Below are 18,133 nucleotides of genomic sequence, written 5' to 3'. Positions count from 1 at the left end.
GAATGCCCATCCCCTTATCAACGGAAGGCAATATGGCTAGTGTTCGTGGCATGGATGAGTGGCAGCATATACTAATACGTCAAGCCTTGCTGGAGGATGCGGCAGCGCATGACCTGACCGCGTTGGCGACGATGCCGACAGAGAGTTCGGCGGTGGCGCGTATCAGTGCCAAGGCGGACGGCGTACTCTCCGGCGTGGAGATGGCGGATGCTGTATTTACCGCACTGGATTCGACGATTGAGCGTAAATGGCTGGCTCATGATGGTGATCGGGTACATTGCGGCGATATTGTGTGTGAACTGGCCGGGCCGGTGGTCTCGTTACTGGCGGCTGAACGCACAGCGCTGAATTTTCTGCAGCATCTCTCCGGCATTGCCACGGCGACGCGTGCCTTTGTCGATGCGGTGGAGGGCACAGGTTGCCGGGTTGCCGATACGCGCAAGACTACGCCTGGTTTTCGATTGCTGGAGAAGCAGGCGGTGCTGCATGGCGGCGGCGTTAATCACCGCATGGACCTGCAGAGCGGCATGTTGATCAAGGAAAATCATATTGAGGCATGCGGCTCGATCTCTGCGGCTGTGCAGGCCTGCTACCGGGCCGGCCATGCGGTATGGGTTGAGGTCGAGTGCGAAACGCTGGAAGAGGTAAGAGAAGCGGTGGATGTCTGTCCGGATATCATTCTGCTGGATAATATGGATCCGGCCGTGGTGGCGCAGGCGCGGGTGATGGTGCCGTCTTCGATCCTGCTGGAGGCCAGCGGCAATATCACGCTGCTCAATGCGCGTGACTATGCCGAAACCGGCGTGGACAGGATCGCGATTGGTGCGATTACCCATTCCGCACCGGTGCTGGATCTCTCCATGCGTATCCTGCCATCCCCGGCTACGGCCGATGCATAACGTACGCGAGCATATTCTCAATCGTTTAAGCCTCAGTCAGTCGCCTGTTTCCGGTGATGCAATAGCGGCCGAGCTGGGCCTCTCTCGTGCTGCTGTCTGGAAGCATATTCAGGCGCTGAAAAAAGGTGGTGAGGCAATCGAGGCATATCCCGGCAAGGGTTATATGTTGCCTGCTCCGGTATTGACGGCCGCACAGTTGCAGGCGCGCCTGTCGACAACCCATCTGGGGCATCGGTTGCTGTTGGTTGATGAGACCGGTTCCACCAATCAGGATGTCATGCGGCTGGCTGAGCATGGCGAGCCTGACGGGCTGGTGATGATTGCCAAACGGCAGACCACGGGCCGTGGTCGCCTGGGGCGTCGGTGGCATACGGTGCCAGAGTCACTGGCTGTCAGTGTGTTGTTGCGCCCGGCCTTGCCGCCGGAGAAGGTGCCGCAACTCTCGTTGCTGACTGCGGTGGCATTGCATGAAGCTCTGCAGGTTTATGTGCCGGCGCTGCGCATCAAATGGCCCAATGACCTGATGTGCCATGGTGGCAAACTGGCCGGTATTTTGACCGAGATGCGGGCGGAGCCGGGAAGTGTACACGCAGTTGTCCTTGGTTTTGGCATTAATCTGAATCCTCCGGCAGATGGTTGGCCGGCGGATATTACGCAGCCGGCTATCGACCTTGCCACGGCTGCCGGACGCTCTATGTCGCGTCTGGAGGTGGTGGCAGGCGTGCTCAATGTGCTGGATGCCTGGTATGATCGCTATTTGCGACAGGGGTTTGATCCGGTGCGGGAAGCGTGGTGGCAAGCGCATGCAGCCAGTGATCAGGCTGTGCGGGTACACGATGGCAGGGGTTATCTCCATGGTATGGCAAGGGGGCTGGATCATGACGGTGCGCTGCTGCTGGAGACGGAAGAGGGGATGCGACGGATTATCGCAGGTGAGTTGGAAATACTATGACGACGGATTTGAATCGAACCGATAAACTGATGCTGGTCGCCGATGTCGGCAATACGCATATGGTGTTCGGCCTTTATGACGACACTTCGCTGCTGGCGCACTGGCGTTTGTCCAGCGCTCGCGATAATACGCCGGATGAACTGGCCTGGCAGCTGCATGGCATGTTCGTACAGTCCGGTTATGCGGCAACTGCGGTTACCGGCATTATGGTGGCCAGCGTTGTACCGCATCTGGACACGCCGCTTGCCGGCGCCTGTGAACGTATCTGCGGCCTTCGTCCGGTCTTTGTCGGTGATCCGGAAGTAAAAACCGGCATGGCCGTGGATTATAAAAACCCGCGCGAAGTGGGGGCGGACCGGATTGTCAATGCGGTTGCAGCACGCGAGAGATTCGGCTCACCGGTGATTGTCATGGATTGCGGCACGGCAACCACATTCGATGTGGTTTCGGCGGCAGGTCATTATGCCGGCGGTTTGATTGTTCCCGGTCCCGATGTGGCGCTGGCGGCATTGTGTCTGAGAGCAGCCAAGTTGCCGGAAGTGACGCTGGCCCGAACAGCAACGCTGATCGGGCGCGATACTGCCACCAGCATGCAGGCGGGCAGTTACTGGGCAACAGTGGATGCGCTGACGGGCCTGATCGCGCGCCTGCGCAGTCAGCCGGGCTATGAACAGGCACCGGTTGTGGCCACCGGCGGTCTTGTGCCGTTACTGATCGGGGATTTGCCCTGCATCAATCATCACCTGCCATACCTGACGCTCGACGGGTTGAACCTGCTGGCTGATCGTCATTTCAGCAGCCACTAATCAGCTCTGATCGCGACAATGATTGATACTTCAGGCATGCCCGTTTTGAATCGATTGGCACGGGCACATGCGACAGCTATCGTTGGCCGCATGCGTCTTGCCTCCGTCCGTGACAAGTTGATTTTTGCCCTGTTGCCTGCAACTGTTATGTTGCTGTTGGCCGGCCAGAGTGCTGCGGCCGCAGCAGTAACTGCCGCGGCATCATCAAATACGCAACCGGTGATCGATGAATGCACGCGCATCGGTCATAAACTCGGCAGCGTCAGTCTGGCCGATTGTCTGGACCGCCACCTCTCTGACACGGGCAGCCGCTCGGTGAATGGTCAGGCGATCATGATGAAGGAGTATCCGCCGTTGCCCGGTCGTAAACCGATCGGACGCATTCTGTTGATTGGCGGCACCCACGGCGATGAGTATTCGGCCGTCAGTATTGTCTTCCGCTGGATGGAAACGCTGGATCGCTATCACTCGGGTCTGTTTCACTGGCATGTTACACCGTTGCTGAATCCGGATGGCCTGTTGCAGAAACATTCACAACGCCTGAACGCACACGGCGTGGATCTGAACCGCAATATGCCTACGCCCGACTGGTACGTGAAAAGCAGGGAATACTGGCAGAGTACAGGCAAGGACCCACGGCGCTATCCGGGCACGGCTCCATTGAGTGAGCCGGAGAGCAGCTGGCTGTATGAACAGATCCGACAATTCAAACCGGATGCCATTGTATCGGTGCATGCACCCTTTGGCGTACTCGATTTTGACGGGCCTCCGGTGGGGCCGAGTGACCTGGGATTTCTGCATCTGAAACTGATTGGTACCTATCCGGGGTCGTTGGGTAACTGTGCCGGCGTGCAGCACCATATTCCGGTGATTACCGTCGAATTGCCCTATGCGGGCATCATGCCGTCGAATGAGCAGGTCAGTACCATGTGGGTGGACCTGGTGCGCTGGCTGCGCCGGAATATACCCAAACAGAGTACGATCGAGGCACAGGCCCGATTCGATGAAATTGCTCAGGCATTAACGGGTTCAATGGTGCGGCCGGAAAAGGCGCCGCCTGCGGCAGTAAATGAGAATGCTGTGACGACGCAGGTTGACAGCGATCTTCAGTCACCTGCCGGTTCGGGTACGCAGGTCATCGGGAACGGCAAGCCTGTTCATTGAAACAACTGAGAGGGTTAATGAATTTTTTATCGCTGTTATTAGCGCTTATCGTCTGTCATCTGTCCATAATCGCCCCGGCTTTGGCGGCGTCTGCTGCGAAGATCAGTCATGAGCAGGCGTATCAGATGCTGAAGAAGGACAGTGCTCCGCTTGTGCGCAGCCTGCCTCAGGGAGAGCGGGAGATCCTGATGGCCACCGTGGCGCTGGAAAATAACCGCAGCAGTGAGGCGATCGAGTTACTCAGCAGTCCGAACGTCGGCAAGGATCCGGTTGCGGCCCGTCTGCGGGCGGAGGCGTATCGCCGGCAGTCGATACAGGCGGCGATACGGGCTGGAAAATATGCACATGCGGTGTCGGCGGATATCGGCAAACTGGAGCATGCAGGGATTGAACTGGAATCAGCTACCTTGCGTTTGCAGGCTTTTATTGATCAGGTTAGCAGTGCTCACGCGCCGCAGCGTGTTGCAGTAGCAAAGCCGTCTCCGGTTGCTCGAACAGTGACAGCACCTGCAGCGGCCGTGCCGGCTGCTGCATCCGTATCACTGTTGCAGAGCGTACGTCAGTCGGTTGAGCGTTGGCGCAGGGACTGGGCGTCGCTTAATACCGACGCCTATCTCGCGCATTATCATGCGCAGTTTTCTGCCGGCGGCCGCGATCTGGCAGCCTGGTCAGCCTACAAGCGACGGGTGAACGGCAATAAAACCTATATCCACATCAATATTTCGAACCTCAGAATCGTTGGCGGACCGATACAGGTTGCACAGGGTGAAGCGGTGCTGGTGGCATTTACCCAGAAATATGAATCGAGTAACTATTCGGCCAACAGTCTCAAGAAGCTCTATCTGGTGCGTGCACGGCCGGGCGATCCATGGCTGATACTCAGCGAGGGAGGGCGCAACCTGAGCCTCGGACGCGCGATCGACAGGCGGTTGGCCGCACATAAACAGCCGTCACCTGCCTCTGCATGGGTGATTAATCTGGCCTCCTTCGACTCAAAAGAAGCAGCCGAGAGGATGGTTGCAGGCATGCAGGTGTCGTCAGGCGGCCGCACCCCGTCTGTCGCCGATACAAGCGTAGGCGGAAAAGTGGTCCACCGGGTGCGTATGGGGATCTATGATGACAAGGCGGCTGCGAATGCGGCGATGACCTCAATCTGTGCAACACTGCAACTGAGCGGTTGCTGGCTGGAACAGGTGAATTAAGTAGGTGTTGTTGATGCTGCCATATCCGGGGCGCGGCTAGGTGGCCAAGTCCCTGTTTGTCTGTCAGAGCTGCGGCGCTGAACATCGCAAGTGGATGGGCCAGTGCCCCGATTGTGGCGCCTGGAACTCGATTGCCGAACAGGTGATTGAAGCTGCATCCATACGGGCTGCAGGTAAGGGCAAGGCGCTGGCGACATCGGCGATTACCGAGATCAGCAGCGAAAACAGTCCTCGCCGTTCCACCTGTATTGAGGAGCTCGATCGCGTACTTGGCGGTGGACTGGTGCCGGGTTCGGCGGTACTGATTGGCGGTGATCCGGGCATCGGCAAGTCCACACTCTTGTTACAGGCGGCTGCAAAGCTTGCCGAAAACAGCGGCGGCGCTGTGCTCTATATTACCGGTGAAGAATCGATGCAGCAGGTGAACCTGCGCGGTCAGCGTATTGGCGCGATGCATGCATCGTTGCAGCTGGCCTCCGCCTGCGAGCTGGAGTCCATGCTTGCGACCATCGATAAAACCCGTCCCTCAACGGTGATTATTGATTCCATCCAGACCACGGTGAGTAATCGTCTGACCAGTGCACCGGGTACGGTATCGCAGGTCAGGGACTGCTCGGCTGCCCTGATCCAGCAGGCCAAGGCGGTCGGCCATGCACTGATTCTTGTCGGCCATGTCACCAAGGACGGGGCGCTGGCTGGTCCCCGCGTGCTCGAACATATGGTGGATGCGGTGATCTATTTTGAAGGTGATCGCGGTCATGCGCACCGTATTCTGCGCGCGGTCAAGAATCGCTTCGGCCCGGCAGGAGAGATAGGCGTGTTTGAGATGTCGGATGCCGGTCTGGTCGGTATTCGCGATGCATCGCGCATGTTCCTGGCCGAGCGGGCCAAGGATGTGCCGGGTTCGGTGGTATTGGCCTGCATGGAGGGTACGCGCCCGTTGCTGGTGGAAGTGCAGGCATTGATTGCGCCTACGGTCTATGCCACGCCCAAACGCTCGGCTGTCGGTGTCGATGGCGGCCGCGTGGCCATGCTGACTGCGGTACTGGAGCGGCGAATGGGCCTGCCGCTGAGTCAGTACGATGTCTATATCAATATAGCCGGTGGCGCCCGTATTGCCGAACCGGCCGTGGACTTGGCTGTGTTGCTGGCCATGTTGTCGGCCTTCCAGGAAAAGCCGGTAGCCGCTGATATTGCTGTGTTCGGAGAGGTGGGGCTGACCGGTGAAGTGCGTCCGGTTGGACAGCCTGAGGCGAGGGCGAGGGAGGCAGCCAATCTGGGCTTTGCCCGCATCCTGATGCCGAAGGAAAATCACGAGAGGGTGCAGAAGGCGAATATCATTGCTAATATGCGCACCGACACACGGACACCGCTTGCGCTGATGCCGGTAAGGCATTTGTCGGAAGCGGCTCAGACGCTATTGACTTGAAACGCATCCGAACCTGATATGAATAACAGGTCGTAATGGATAGAGGGCTGATTTGAACTTTGTAGATTACATTCTTATTGCTGTCGTGGGTTTGTCGATGGTGCTATCGCTATGGCGCGGTTTTGTCCGTGAAGTGATTTCGTTAATTGGTCTGGTCGCCGCCTTTTTGCTGGCCAGCCGTCTCTCCGGTCAGACCGGTGATTTTCTGGGTCAGTGGATTACCAATGGAACTGTGGCCGATATCGCCGGTTTTGCGCTGATCTTTATTGTTGTCATGATTGTGGTTGGTCTGATTGGTGCGCTGATTTGTCGGCTGGTCGATCTGGCGGCTCTGACGGCGACCGATCGTACGCTGGGTATCTTTTTTGGCGCAGCCCGCGGTATGCTGCTGATCGCCCTCTGCTTTCTGGTTTACACATCGTACACCAAACCCGACGCCAGCTGGTTGAAAGAGAGCCGACTGGTACCTTATGCCATCAACCTCGGCGATATGCTGGGTCGGATGATTCCTGAGGGGTATCCATTTTCAAGACAGGGTGCGGCAGCACAATATGTCTCTCCGCAAACGAACAACGAACGTATGCAGAACCTGATTCCCGTGAAAGACCGGCAGGCGCTGAAATCAATAATCCAGAATAGCAGTAAATGAGGGTGGTATGATACCAGAGTCTGATAAGGCGGATCATTTTCACGACGAATGTGGCGTGTTTGGTGTCTTCGACCATACTGAAGCGGCAAATCTGACTTACCTTGGCTTGTATGCGCAGCAGCATCGCGGACAGGAGTCGGCCGGTATCGTCAGTACCGACGGCAAGCAGTTCAATACCCATCGCGGCATGGGACTGGTCGCCGATATTTTTCAGAAATCGGCTATCAAGGAGTTGACCGGTCGCCACAGCATCGGACATGTGCGTTACTCCACTTCGGGCGATTCGGGTCTGCGCAACTGTCAGCCGTTCTGTTATCAGTACGCACATGGCGGCATTGCCATGTGTCACAATGGCAATATCGTCAATGCCCCGGAATTGCGTGATGAGCTGGAGAAGAAAGGTTCGATCTTCCAGTCCACCTCGGATACCGAAGTGCTGATTCATCTGGTGGCAAGAAGTCCGGGTGCTACGATGCAGGATCGTCTTGCTGAAGCTGTCAACCGCCTCTCCGGTGGTTTTTCATTGTTGGTGCTGGTAGAGAAGCGACTGGTTGGCGTACGTGATCAGAACGGCATCCGACCGCTGGTGCTGGGTCAACTCGACGGAGCCTGGGTGCTGGCCTCCGAAACCTGTGCCTTTGACCTGATTGGAGCCACCTTTGTACGTGATGTCGAACCGGGTGAAATGGTCGTGATTGATGAGCATGGCCTGCAGAGTCTGCACCCGTTTTCGGAATCAGCCGGCAAGTTCTGTGTGTTCGAGTATGTCTATTTTGCCCGTCCGGACTCCACGCTGGAAGGGGTCAATGTGTATCAGGCCCGTTACCGGATCGGCGTGGAACTGGCTAAAGAGTCGCCTGTAGAGGCGGATCTGGTGATTCCTGTGCCGGACTCCGGCGTGCCGCCGGCGATGGGTTACGCCGAGGCCTCATGTATTCCGTTTCAGATGGGGCTTATCCGTAATCATTATGTCGGACGCACCTTTATCGAACCGAAACAGTCAATTCGCAATTTTGGCGTGAAGCTGAAGCTCAACCCGAACAGGGAACTGATCAAGGGCAAGCGGGTGATTCTGGTGGATGACTCGATTGTACGCGGTACAACCAGTCGCAAGATCGTTGAGATGGTGCGCGCAGCCGGTGCCAAAGAGATTCATATGCGTATCTCCAGTCCGCCGACAAAGCACTCCTGCTTTTACGGGGTGGATACGCCCGATGCCAATGAGTTAATGGCGAACAAGATGAATCTGGATGAAATGTGCAAGGCGATTGGTGCCGATTCGCTGGCCTTTGTCAGTTTTGAAGGCATGTATCGGGCTGTTGGCAAGCAGCGCTCCCTCCATTGTGATGCCTGCTTTTCCGGTGATTATCCGGTGCCGGTTGAAGGCAAGCGCTCCCCTCAGCTCTCCCTGCTGCACTTTCACAGTCGCCGCAGCGAATAGTGTCCGCACAGCCGACGGTCGTTCTGATTCACGGCCTCTTCGGCTTTGATCGTCTGCTGTGGCTGGAGTATTTTCGTCAGGCCCGTTCACTCTACGGGCAGATGGGCATGCGTGTTATCGTACCGAAGCTGCCATGGGCCGGCACAATCAAGCAGCGCGCCAGCGCACTGGCCGAGCAACTGGCTACACAGCCGGGGCCTCTGCATCTGATCGCTCACTCGATGGGTGGTGTGGATGCCCGCTACTGGATCACGCACCTGGGTGGCGGGGCTAAAGTGGCCAGCCTGACGACGCTGGGCACACCGCACCACGGCTCACCGGTCGCCGATCATGTCTGTTCAACCCTTTCTCCATTCCGCCTGTTTGCCGGCGTCCACGCGCTGACCACAATAGCCATGCGGCAGTTTAATGCAGATACCCCCGATCATGATGGTGTTATCTATCGCAGTTATGCGGGCGCGCGGCCACTTGCTCAGTTGCCCTGGCTGATGCGTCGTTATGCCCGCATCATTGAGCAAGCGGAAGGTGACAATGATTCCCAGGTATCAAGGCAGTCGGCCGCATGGGGTGATCTTGTTTCGGTCGTTCCGGCCGATCATTTTGAACTGATGTCGCTGAATATCTGGTTGAATCCGTTCAGACGGCGTGAACCGTTTGATCCCTTACCGTTGTATCGTGATATCGGCTGCTGGATTTTACAGCAGCAGTAGTTGGCTTTTTCATTCTTTTTTTGATTCAGAGAAACCGCTCAGGCAACGATAGTTCTGGGTTTCTGTCCTACAAAGCGATGCTGAAAATGTGGCGAAAATGCTCGCTGGCTGAGTTATTCCCGACTCCAGATTGTCACAAGACTGTACTTTTGCAGTACTAGTGACTTTAATCAGAGAGCTGAAGGAGGGGAGGCAATGATTTCTCCACGAATGGCTTATGGAAGAGGGTCGTAACTTGTCGGTAGATGAGCGGCGCAAGCGTATCGAAGCCCGCTTGGCTGGCATGGATGAATCTGCAGAGGCGAGCAAGACAGCAGATTTACAGGGGCTAATTCACGAACTGCGTATGCATATGACTGAGCTGGAGATGCAGAACGAAGGGCTGCATCGGGCGGAGCATGAACTGATCGAGTCGCGCGATCGTTTCTCCGATTTTTTCGATTTTGCTCCGGTCGGTTATGCCACTATTAACGATAAAGGGATGATTACGCAGGCTAACCTGATATTGGCCGGCATGCTCGGCCTGGAGCGCAACAGACTGATCGGGCAGCGATTCTCCCAGTTTATCGTGCCGCAGGATTGCGATGCATGGTATCTGTTGACCGTCACGCTGTTCAGACTCAATTCGCGTCAACAGACCGAGCTGGCGCTCAACTGTGAGGACGGCTCGATCTGTTACGCCCAGCTCCATTGTCTGTCCGTATGCACAGAGGAAAGCAAGACCATCCGTATCACGCTTGTGGATATCAGTGAGCGCAGGAGAATAGAGAGAGAAAACAGGCGATACGAGGAACAGTGTCGCTCTCTATTCGAAAATATGGTGGATATCTATTACAAAACCGATATGGATGGCCGCATCGAGGTTGTCAGCCCGTCGTGTCTGGCTCAGACAGGCTATACGCAGGCAGAGTTGCTGGGGCGGCGGGTGATGGAGTTTTATATCGACCCGGCGCAGCGGGACCAGCTGCTCAGCGCACTGTTGCGGAAAGGGAAGGTGAATGATTTTGAGCTGATGCTTGCGCATAAGAACGGGACGCCGCGCATTGCATCGGCGAGCTGCACATTGCTGTGCGATGAGGCGGGTAAACCGGTCGCTATTGAAGGCATACTGCGCAATATCACCGTACGCAAGCAGGTGGAGGAGCAGCTGCGCCTGAGTGAGGCACGTTACCGGGTACTGTTTGAGCAGACGTCAGATTACGTGCTTGTCATGGAGCCCCGCACTGATGCGGTGCCGGTCATTGTTGATGCCAATCAGGCCGCTTTTGAAAAGCACGGTTATGCTGCCGACGATCTGATTGGCAAACCGATTACATTCATTGATACCAACATATCTCCTGAGGCAGTGGCGGAGAGAGTGCGCCTGCTTCAATCGGGTGATCCGGTCTACTTCGAGACGAAGCATACATGCAGCGATGGCAGCACCTTTTGGGCGGATGCAGTTGCCAGATATGTGTCGATCGGCGACAGCAGCATGATCTATTCGGTTGAGCGAGATGCCACCAGACGTAAACAGGCTGAGGCGGATCAGGCGAGACTGTTGCAGGAGAATCGCGCACTGATGCGACAGTTGATGCAGGTGCAGGAGGATGAACGGCGCACGCTGGCCCGCGACCTGCATGATGAACTGGGGCAGCTGCTAACCGGAATCCAGACGCGTGGGGAGTATATCACCATGCATGCCATCGACTCCGAAGTGCGCATCATGGGTGAAGAGATTGTGCGTAGTACCAGTGCTTCGTTTAACGCCAGCCATGCCTCGCTATTGCGCTTGAGGCCGGCTACGCTTGATACGCTGGGGCTGACAGCGGCTCTGACCGAGCTGACAGGAGAGAGGCAAAAGCAGGCCGGTATCGTCTGCTCGCTGCGTATCGACGGGGATATTGATGCTCTGGATGATATGCGGGCTATCGCGATCTACCGGCTGGTACAGGAGGGACTGACCAATGCCTTTCGCCATGGCAAAGCGGATTGTGTGAATGTGATCATCAGGGCGCTGCCTGCACATGCCGGGCGTGATGGACAGCTGCAGGTCGAGATCAGTGATAACGGCAAGGGAGTGCACGCAGAGGCGGATAGAACACCTACGGGGATGGGGGTGATCGGTATGCGCGAGCGCGTACATGCGCTGGGCGGCACCTTCATGCTGACGCATGTGCCTGAGGATGGCGTGCGTATCAAGGCCATGCTGCCGCTGGATCACAGCGAGGATAGCGGGGGATGAGCGGCTCGCGGGCCATTACCGTGCAGCTTGTGGACGATCATGAAGTCGTGCGTATCGGGTTTCGCTATCTGCTGGAAGCAGACGACCTGATGCAGGTGGTGGCCGAATCGGCCAGCGGCAAACAGGCCTGTCGGGATTATGAAAAATGGCTGCCGGACATCGTGATTATGGACATCTCCCTGCCTGATATTAGCGGGCTTGAAGTCATGCGCCGCATCCTGTTGGCACATCCCGAGGCACGTATTCTGATGCTGAGTATGCATAGCGGCATGGTGGCCGAGCGCGCCATGCAGATGGGCGCGCGTGGATTCGTCTGCAAGCGTAGCGGCGCCAGATTACTCATCTCAGCCATTCACGAGGTGATGGCAGGCAGACGCTATCTCGATGATGAAACGGGCGTGCAACTGCCTTTGCTACACTCAGCCTCCGAAACGCTCAAGCCGCTGCCATCATCGCTGACCCGGCGCGAGTTGGAGGTATGCTTGCTGCTCACCGATGGGCGAAGCGTGAGCGATATCGCTGCAGCTCTGCATCTGAGCGAGAAGACCGTCTATTCCCATCGTCAGCACATTATGGAAAAACTGGGCGTGGCGACGATGGCCGAACTGGTACAGGTCGCTACACGCATGGGCATCCTCTCTGGCGGTTGAGTCCGCCCGGATTGATGGACTGGACTTGCTGCAGATTTGCAAAAATATTGCTATAGTGAGCTGGAGCTTTATCAGCAGCGATTACCTGCATGATCGGCTTTTTTATGGCCCCAGAAGAGATAAACAGGAGGTCTTTGATGTCTATCGCCAACACACTCAAGCGTTATCTGGATCAATCATGCATTGCTTATGAAACCGTGCCGCATCCCTTCTCGGTCTCCAGTCAGTTGATCGCGGAAGTTGCACATGTTCCCGGACACAGACTCGCCAAAGGGGTTCTGCTCCGTGATGATCTGGGCTACCTGCTGGCGGTATTGCCATCGCCGCTGCATATTGTTGTTGAGACGCTCAACGAACAGCTCGACCGGAATCTTGAGCTGGTCGATGAAGATGAAATCGCCTCACTGTTTCCCGACTGCGATGCGGGCGCAGTGCCGCCGGTCGGCGGGGCATACCAGTTGGAGGTGGCGCTCGAAGTCAGTCTGCTGGATGAGCCCGACATCTATTTTGAAGCAGGCGATCATGTTGAGCTGGTGCGGGTAGGCGGCACGGACTTCCAGACGCTGCTAAAGGGCGCGAGACGCCTCTGTTTTGCCTGCTAAGCGGGTAAAATAACGGCTTTCTTTCCTTGGCGGGCACACGAATGCCTGTCTGCTTCTGTCTATCTTTGATGCATTACGGTTGGGCCGACCATTTCCATGCAGTAGTGAGCCATCTTGTCCGGCTCAGGTACTCTCTTTCAGGCTGATTTTCCTGTAGCGACATCCACGTTCAGAAAAGATCAGAATTATTCCGATACTGATCGCTGCAAAGCTAATCTACAATCAGCCGTCGAGTCGGGAGAATGTACCTGCAGATAAGGTGCATACCGACAAGCTGCACGCCAAAGGAGATGACACCATGGCCGAATCCCCTGAAGGTGATGAAAAGAGCGAACGACGCAGTGTCACCATTGATTGATATCGACGTAAAAGCATTGACAGCCTTGCTGTTATTTTTTTATGGACAGTAGTAGGGAGAGAGGATGCGCAGTACGACGAAAGAGAAAGGTGTAAATCGCAGGAAGCCCGGCAACAGGGTGCAACACAACGTCGGCCGTCTGAATGCTGATATGCGCGAGCAGATGATCGCGGAATCGGCCTATTACCGTGCGCTGGCGCGGGGCTTTAACGGGGGAGATGCGATGCTGGACTGGCTGGCGGCCGAGGATGAAATTAACCGCTTGCTGCTCAACCAGGCCTGATGTTTTCACCGATGAACGATCAGAGGCAAAAACGATGGAAAAAATGTCTGATCCTGACCGGAGATGCCCACACAGGGGAGCAGCTTGCCATGTTGCTGGAGTCGCATGGGTGGAAAATCTCTCAGGTGCACAGTGATCGTGAGGCCTATGAGCGGATGCTGCGGGAAAATATCGATGCAGTGATTGCCGACATTGATGGCGTGGATCTGGGAGGACTGGGCGTACTGTCATACTGTCACCATCATGATCGATCGATTGAAACCTATGCGGTTACCCCGATTGATGACGGGTACCGGAAAAAACTGGCGCGTGATCTGGGCGGATGCCGCGGCTATTTTTATCTGGCCAATGACAGTCATGATATCGATACCAGCCGCGGCATGGCGGCCGGCATTGCCCCCGGTCTTTTAGAGAGGCGGGAGAGGTGCGGCGTATGAGTGATTATATAACAGAAGCGCTTCAAAACAGACGCGTACTGATTGCCGATGACGACACTGCAGTTCGCAAGTTGTTGGTCAAGATAATGACGAAAAAAGGGTTCGACGTGACGGATGCGGAGGATGGCAAAAGGGCGCTGGAGCTGTACCGACATGCAGCCGGTGGTTTTGACCTGCTGATGACGGATATATGCATGCCGGAGATGAACGGATGTGATTTGATACGTGAGATTCGCAGGCAGGATCAGTGTCTGCCGATCATTGTAGTGAGCGGTTACGCCGATCCGGATCTGGTCATCGAGATTGAAGCCTGCAACGCAACGCTGTTTGAAAAACCGATCGATTTCCGGGCTTTGTATCAATGTCTTGATTCCCTGCAGTCTGTCGGGAGCAATTAAACCTGTCCGCGCGTCAAGCGAGCGCGTGATTGGAGATTTGAAAATCCGTTTCACCACGAAGGGCGCGAAGAAAGAGGTTACCCGGAATGCATACTCTTCGTGGTGAAACAGGTATCAGGAATCAGTCGATCTGCATCAGGCACTCATCGGGATTGACGCTATCGCCGACTGCGACATTGATGGCGGTGACCGTACCGGAAACCGGTGCATGCACCTGATTTTCCATCTTCATCGCTTCCACGGTCAGGACGGTGGTGCCGGCTTCTACCTGGTCGCCGATGGCGACATTGATCGCCACGATACGACCCGGCATGGCCGTTGTTACATCGCTGTCGCTGGTTGCTTTCGGCCTGCGTGAACCCTTGGATGCCTTGCTGACATCAAAATTGCCGTTATGGGTAGGTACGACCTCGGTCAGCGTCTCAACGGTGACCTCTTCCAGTACATTATCCACCTTGACATAAAACGGACGCACATCATCGCTCTTGTGACCGGAACCTTCGATCTTGATATGGTATTCTTCACCATGAATGATGATGTTGAATTCGGTAGGCGCCAGGGACGGTGCGGTAACAACCTCAGGTGTGGAACTGGCTTCCAGAGGCGTGTCCAGTGATTCAGGTTTGAACTGACCGCTGGCCCGCTCTTCGAAAAACTCCAGAGCAATGGTCGGGAACAGGGCATAGGAGAGTACATCCTCCACCGAAGTAGCCCGATCACCGACTTCACGGGTCAGGGCATCGAGCTCAGGCACCAGCAGGTCGGCAGGACGGATATCAATCGGCTCTTCATCGCCGATGGCCAGCTTGCGCACCTCTTCATTGATTTCGCCGAGTGCACGGCCATACAAGCCTTTCAGGTAGTCGCGCGTCTCGTTGGTAATGACCTTGTATTTCTTGCCGGACATGACATTGAGCACGGCCTGGGTGCCGACAATCTGGCTGGTTGGTGTGACCAGTGGCGGGTAGCCGAAATCCTTGCGGACGCGTGGAATTTCATCGAGCACGGCGTCCATCTTATCCTGTGCGCCCTGATCACGTAGCTGATTGGCCAGATTGGAGATCATGCCGCCAGGGATCTGGTTGACGAATACGCGGGTGTCCACGCCGGTTGAATCGGATTCAAAACGGGCATATTTTTTACGCACTTCCTTGAAGTAGGCGGCGATTTCCTGCAACGCTACCAGATTCAGACCTGTGTCGTATTCAGTACCGGCAAAGGCCGCGACCATGGCTTCTGTCGGTGGATGGCTGGTGCCGCCGGCCAGCGGGCTGATGGCGGTATCGATGATGTCGCAACCGGCATGCACCGCTTCCCACTGTACCATCTCGGCCACGCCGGCTGTTGCGTGGGAGTGCAGATGCAGCGGGATGGAGACAGACTGTTTCAGGGCCAGGATCAGTTCACGCGTAGCCGTCGGCGTAAGCAGTCCCGCCATATCCTTGATCGCCAGCGTGTCGCAGCCCATATCTTCGAAGCCCTTACCCAGATCGATAAAGTATTCCAGCGTATGTACCGGGCTGGTGGTGTAGCAGATGGTGCCCTCGGCGTGCTTGTCGTTGGCTTTGACCTGATTCACGGCCGTACGCACATTGCGCAGGTCATTCATTGCATCGAATACACGGAATACGTCAACGCCGTTGGCGGCAGCCATATCGACAAACTTCTTCACCACATCGTCGGCATAATGACGGTAGCCAAGCAGGTTCTGGCCGCGCAGCAGCATCTGGATGGGTGTGTTCGGCAGCGCCTTGTTCAGCTCACGCAAGCGTACCCACGGACCCTCTTTCAGGTAGCGCAGGCAGGTATCGAAGGTCGCGCCGCCCCACGCTTCAATCGACCAGTAGCCGATAGTATCGAGCTTCTCGCAAATCGGCAGCATGTCGTCGAGCCGCATACGCGTAGCCAGCAGCGACTGATGTCCGTCACGCAGAGCCAGTTCGGTAATTGCCAGTTTTTTCTTTGTGTCAGTCATATCTCTATACCTTTTTTACGCGATGTTGTGTTTGCTTATCCGCATGTTGGCACACGGGCGTGCCAGCGACGTTAACCTTCCCGACCCGATTACAGGCCGGCATGCACGGCGATGGCCATCGCCACCGCAGCAGCGATATCTTCACGCCGCTCATTATCGTTGTAATCCAGCAGCTCCGGATGCTGATCCATAAAGCCGGTGTTGAATTCACCCTGCATGAACACTTCCGATGAGGCGATAGTACGGTAAAACGGTAGCGTGGTTTTCATGCCGCGAATATCGTATTCGCCGAGTGCACGCTGGGCCCGCATGACGGTGTTATGCCAGTTCAGACCGGATACCGTCAGTTTGGCACACATCGAATCGTAGTAGGGCGGGATTTCGTAGCCGGCATAGACGCAGCCATCCACGCGCACACCCATGCCGCCGGGAGATATATAGCGGGTAATACGACCGGGCATCGGCAGGAAGTTGTTTTTCGGATCTTCGGCATTGATGCGAAACTCGATGGCAAAGCCACGGAAGCTCAGATCCGCCTGCGTGAAGGGAAGGGCTTCACCTGCTGCAATCGAGATCTGCTGGGCGACAATATCGACGCCGGTAATGGTTTCGGTGATGGTATGCTCCACCTGCAGGCGGGTGTTCATCTCCATGAACCAGAAGTTTCTGTCCTTGTCGACCAGAAATTCGACGGTACCGGCATTGACATAGCCCACAGCCTGAGCTGCCTTGACCGCAATGGCGCCCATGCTCTCACGCAGCTTGGGGGTGAGAAAGTTGCTCGGGGCAATTTCGATCAGCTTCTGGTTACGTCGCTGAATTGAGCAGTCGCGTTCAAACAGGTGCACGGTATTGCCATGACTGTCGGCCAGAACCTGGAATTCAATATGATGCGGTTCGACAATGCATTTTTCCATGAACAGGATATCGGAGCCGAATGCAGCCATCGCTTCGCGCTGGGTTACGACATAATTTTCGCGCAGTTGAGCATCGCTGTCGCAGCGACGAATGCCGCGTCCGCCGCCGCCGGCCGCCGCCTTGAGCATGACCGGGTAACCCATTTTATGCGCCAGCTCCAGCGCCTCATCGACATTGTTGAGAGCTCCGTCCGAACCGGGAATCACCGGAACGCCGGCGGCAATCATCGATTCGCGTGCCTTGGTCTTGCTACCCATATCACGGATTGCGTCGGGGGAGGGGCCGATATAGGTCAGTCCTGCATCGATAATCGCCCGCGCAAATTCATCGTTTTCAGAGAGGAAGCCGTAGCCCGGATGTACAGCATCGCAACCGGAGTCCAGTGCGACGCCGACTATCCTGTGAATGTTCAGATAGCTCTTGACCGGATCAGGACCGATCATCACAGCGCGATCGGCTTTTTTCACATGCAGGGCATGGGCATCAGCTTCAGAATAGATGGCAACCGATTCGATACCCAGCTCACGACATGAACGGATAATTCGAATGGCACACTCACCACGGTTGGCTACCAGAATACGTTTAAACAAAGACGAACTCCTTCAATTGGGGGGTGGATCATAGCGTCAGAGGCCTGTTCGGGCAAACCGGGGCTCATCCCGACAGCCCGGCAGCACGGGGATAAGGCACGATGTCTGGGCGGCAGGACAATCCATTAAAATATTGTAGTCAAGCAATATTGAATAGATGGGTGCCCCCAGGCTGGCGCAATGTATATGAGATATATTTGTCCTTTCTTTGGCGGCAAAGAAAGGACGAAAGAAAGCCGCCTCCGCTATCTCTGCCCTTCGGGTGCCCTCGGCATAAACATTTTAACGGCCACGGCTCCGCCGCTCTACTCCGCTAAAATATTCATGCCGAGGCAGATCTAAAAGGAGGATTTGTTAAACAACACCAACAGTCCATGGCTGATACAAGTCCTTACTTGCAATATTCCGACCAGCTGCAGCATGGCTACGGATTGAATATTAAGCAC

General features: G+C 56.0%; 17 protein-coding genes. 15 read left to right on the top strand and 2 right to left on the bottom strand.

The window, feature by feature from the left end; translation table 11 throughout:
* The first annotated feature begins 32 nt into the window (after positions 1-32).
* The 15 genes from nadC to SPV1_RS00405 all read left to right on the top strand — a co-directional run bounded on the left by nadC (position 33) and on the right by SPV1_RS00405 (position 14,204).
* On the top strand, positions 33-899 hold the full coding sequence (gene nadC, locus SPV1_RS00475; RefSeq protein ID WP_018294726.1) for a carboxylating nicotinate-nucleotide diphosphorylase: 867 nt from the start codon (positions 33-35) through the stop codon (positions 897-899).
* The gene (locus SPV1_RS00470) at positions 892-1,851 is read left to right on the top strand and encodes a biotin--[acetyl-CoA-carboxylase] ligase (RefSeq protein WP_009849102.1); all 960 of its coding nucleotides are present in this window, start codon (positions 892-894) and stop codon (positions 1,849-1,851) included. The genes nadC and SPV1_RS00470 overlap by 8 nt, the downstream gene beginning before the upstream one ends.
* Positions 1,848-2,657, top strand: coding sequence for a type III pantothenate kinase (locus tag SPV1_RS00465; protein WP_009849101.1), 810 nt, complete (start codon positions 1,848-1,850; stop codon positions 2,655-2,657). The genes SPV1_RS00470 and SPV1_RS00465 overlap by 4 nt, the downstream gene beginning before the upstream one ends.
* A 36-nt stretch (positions 2,658-2,693) precedes the next feature.
* Entirely contained in the window at positions 2,694-3,821 is a 1,128-nt protein-coding gene (locus tag SPV1_RS00460) for a M14 family murein peptide amidase A (protein ID WP_231288217.1), read from the top strand.
* A 17-nt stretch (positions 3,822-3,838) separates the two neighbouring features.
* Positions 3,839-5,023 carry an SPOR domain-containing protein gene (locus SPV1_RS00455; protein WP_009849099.1) on the top strand — a complete coding sequence of 395 codons (1,185 nt, stop codon included), beginning with the start codon at positions 3,839-3,841 and terminating at the stop codon, positions 5,021-5,023.
* Positions 5,024-5,063: 40 nt separating this feature from the next.
* A complete protein-coding gene (radA, locus tag SPV1_RS00450; RefSeq protein ID WP_009849098.1) occupies positions 5,064-6,452 on the top strand; it encodes a DNA repair protein RadA in 1,389 nt (462 codons plus the stop codon).
* A 52-nt stretch (positions 6,453-6,504) separates the two neighbouring features.
* Positions 6,505-7,101 (top strand): CvpA family protein, encoded by a 597-nt coding sequence (locus SPV1_RS00445; protein WP_018294728.1) that lies wholly within the window; start codon positions 6,505-6,507, stop codon positions 7,099-7,101.
* A gap of 7 nt (positions 7,102-7,108) precedes the next feature.
* Positions 7,109-8,542, top strand: coding sequence for an amidophosphoribosyltransferase (purF, locus tag SPV1_RS00440; RefSeq protein WP_009849096.1), 1,434 nt, complete (start codon positions 7,109-7,111; stop codon positions 8,540-8,542).
* Entirely contained in the window at positions 8,542-9,252 is a 711-nt protein-coding gene (locus tag SPV1_RS00435) for a lipase family alpha/beta hydrolase (protein WP_009849095.1), read from the top strand. The genes purF and SPV1_RS00435 overlap by 1 nt, the downstream gene beginning before the upstream one ends.
* A 217-nt stretch (positions 9,253-9,469) precedes the next feature.
* The gene (locus tag SPV1_RS00430; RefSeq protein WP_009849094.1) at positions 9,470-11,476 is read left to right on the top strand and encodes a PAS domain S-box protein; all 2,007 of its coding nucleotides are present in this window, start codon (positions 9,470-9,472) and stop codon (positions 11,474-11,476) included.
* The gene (locus tag SPV1_RS00425) at positions 11,473-12,126 is read left to right on the top strand and encodes a response regulator (RefSeq protein ID WP_009849093.1); all 654 of its coding nucleotides are present in this window, start codon (positions 11,473-11,475) and stop codon (positions 12,124-12,126) included. The genes SPV1_RS00430 and SPV1_RS00425 overlap by 4 nt, the downstream gene beginning before the upstream one ends.
* Positions 12,127-12,263: 137 nt before the next feature.
* Positions 12,264-12,728, top strand: a complete 465-nt coding sequence (locus SPV1_RS00420; RefSeq protein ID WP_009849092.1) for an aminoacyl-tRNA deacylase — start codon at positions 12,264-12,266, stop codon at positions 12,726-12,728.
* Positions 12,729-13,150: 422 nt separating this feature from the next.
* Positions 13,151-13,369 (top strand): DUF2934 domain-containing protein, encoded by a 219-nt coding sequence (locus tag SPV1_RS00415; protein ID WP_009849090.1) that lies wholly within the window; start codon positions 13,151-13,153, stop codon positions 13,367-13,369.
* 11 nt (positions 13,370-13,380) lie between these two features.
* Positions 13,381-13,806: a DNA-binding response regulator gene (locus SPV1_RS00410; RefSeq protein WP_231288216.1), complete on the top strand. Its 426-nt coding sequence runs from the start codon at positions 13,381-13,383 to the stop codon at positions 13,804-13,806.
* A complete protein-coding gene (locus SPV1_RS00405) occupies positions 13,803-14,204 on the top strand; it encodes a response regulator (protein ID WP_009849088.1) in 402 nt (133 codons plus the stop codon). The genes SPV1_RS00410 and SPV1_RS00405 overlap by 4 nt, the downstream gene beginning before the upstream one ends.
* Positions 14,205-14,325: 121 nt before the next feature.
* On the opposite strand, the gene oadA is transcribed toward SPV1_RS00405, so the two are convergent.
* Positions 14,326-16,179 carry a sodium-extruding oxaloacetate decarboxylase subunit alpha gene (oadA, locus tag SPV1_RS00400; protein WP_009849087.1) on the bottom strand — a complete coding sequence of 618 codons (1,854 nt, stop codon included), beginning with the start codon at positions 16,177-16,179 and terminating at the stop codon, positions 14,326-14,328.
* 89 nt (positions 16,180-16,268) lie between these two features.
* Entirely contained in the window at positions 16,269-17,687 is a 1,419-nt protein-coding gene (gene accC, locus SPV1_RS00395; RefSeq protein WP_009849086.1) for an acetyl-CoA carboxylase biotin carboxylase subunit, read from the bottom strand.
* Positions 17,688-18,133 lie beyond the last annotated feature (446 nt).

This window comes from Mariprofundus ferrooxydans PV-1, assembly GCF_000153765.1.
Classification (GTDB): domain Bacteria; phylum Pseudomonadota; class Zetaproteobacteria; order Mariprofundales; family Mariprofundaceae; genus Mariprofundus; species Mariprofundus ferrooxydans.
The sequence above is the reverse complement of the archived record's forward strand: the minus strand, read 5'-3'. Positions and strand labels throughout refer to the sequence as shown.

What these genes read in the sequence shown, in the direction of transcription:
- purF (WP_009849096.1), top strand. Translation starts at nt 7,109, where the DNA reads ATGATACCAGAGTCTGATAAGGCGGATCATTTTCACGACGAATGTGGC.
- SPV1_RS00460 (WP_231288217.1), top strand. Translation starts at nt 2,694, where the DNA reads ATGCCCGTTTTGAATCGATTGGCACGGGCACATGCGACAGCTATCGTT.
- SPV1_RS00470 (WP_009849102.1), top strand. Translation starts at nt 892, where the DNA reads ATGCATAACGTACGCGAGCATATTCTCAATCGTTTAAGCCTCAGTCAG.
- nadC (WP_018294726.1), top strand. Translation starts at nt 33, where the DNA reads ATGGCTAGTGTTCGTGGCATGGATGAGTGGCAGCATATACTAATACGT.
- SPV1_RS00410 (WP_231288216.1), top strand. Translation starts at nt 13,381, where the DNA reads ATGAACGATCAGAGGCAAAAACGATGGAAAAAATGTCTGATCCTGACC.
- SPV1_RS00420 (WP_009849092.1), top strand. Translation starts at nt 12,264, where the DNA reads ATGTCTATCGCCAACACACTCAAGCGTTATCTGGATCAATCATGCATT.
- SPV1_RS00405 (WP_009849088.1), top strand. Translation starts at nt 13,803, where the DNA reads ATGAGTGATTATATAACAGAAGCGCTTCAAAACAGACGCGTACTGATT.
- SPV1_RS00465 (WP_009849101.1), top strand. Translation starts at nt 1,848, where the DNA reads ATGACGACGGATTTGAATCGAACCGATAAACTGATGCTGGTCGCCGAT.
- SPV1_RS00455 (WP_009849099.1), top strand. Translation starts at nt 3,839, where the DNA reads ATGAATTTTTTATCGCTGTTATTAGCGCTTATCGTCTGTCATCTGTCC.
- SPV1_RS00415 (WP_009849090.1), top strand. Translation starts at nt 13,151, where the DNA reads ATGCGCAGTACGACGAAAGAGAAAGGTGTAAATCGCAGGAAGCCCGGC.
- SPV1_RS00425 (WP_009849093.1), top strand. Translation starts at nt 11,473, where the DNA reads ATGAGCGGCTCGCGGGCCATTACCGTGCAGCTTGTGGACGATCATGAA.
- oadA (WP_009849087.1), bottom strand. Translation starts at nt 16,179, where the DNA reads ATGACTGACACAAAGAAAAAACTGGCAATTACCGAACTGGCTCTGCGT.
- SPV1_RS00430 (WP_009849094.1), top strand. Translation starts at nt 9,470, where the DNA reads ATGGAAGAGGGTCGTAACTTGTCGGTAGATGAGCGGCGCAAGCGTATC.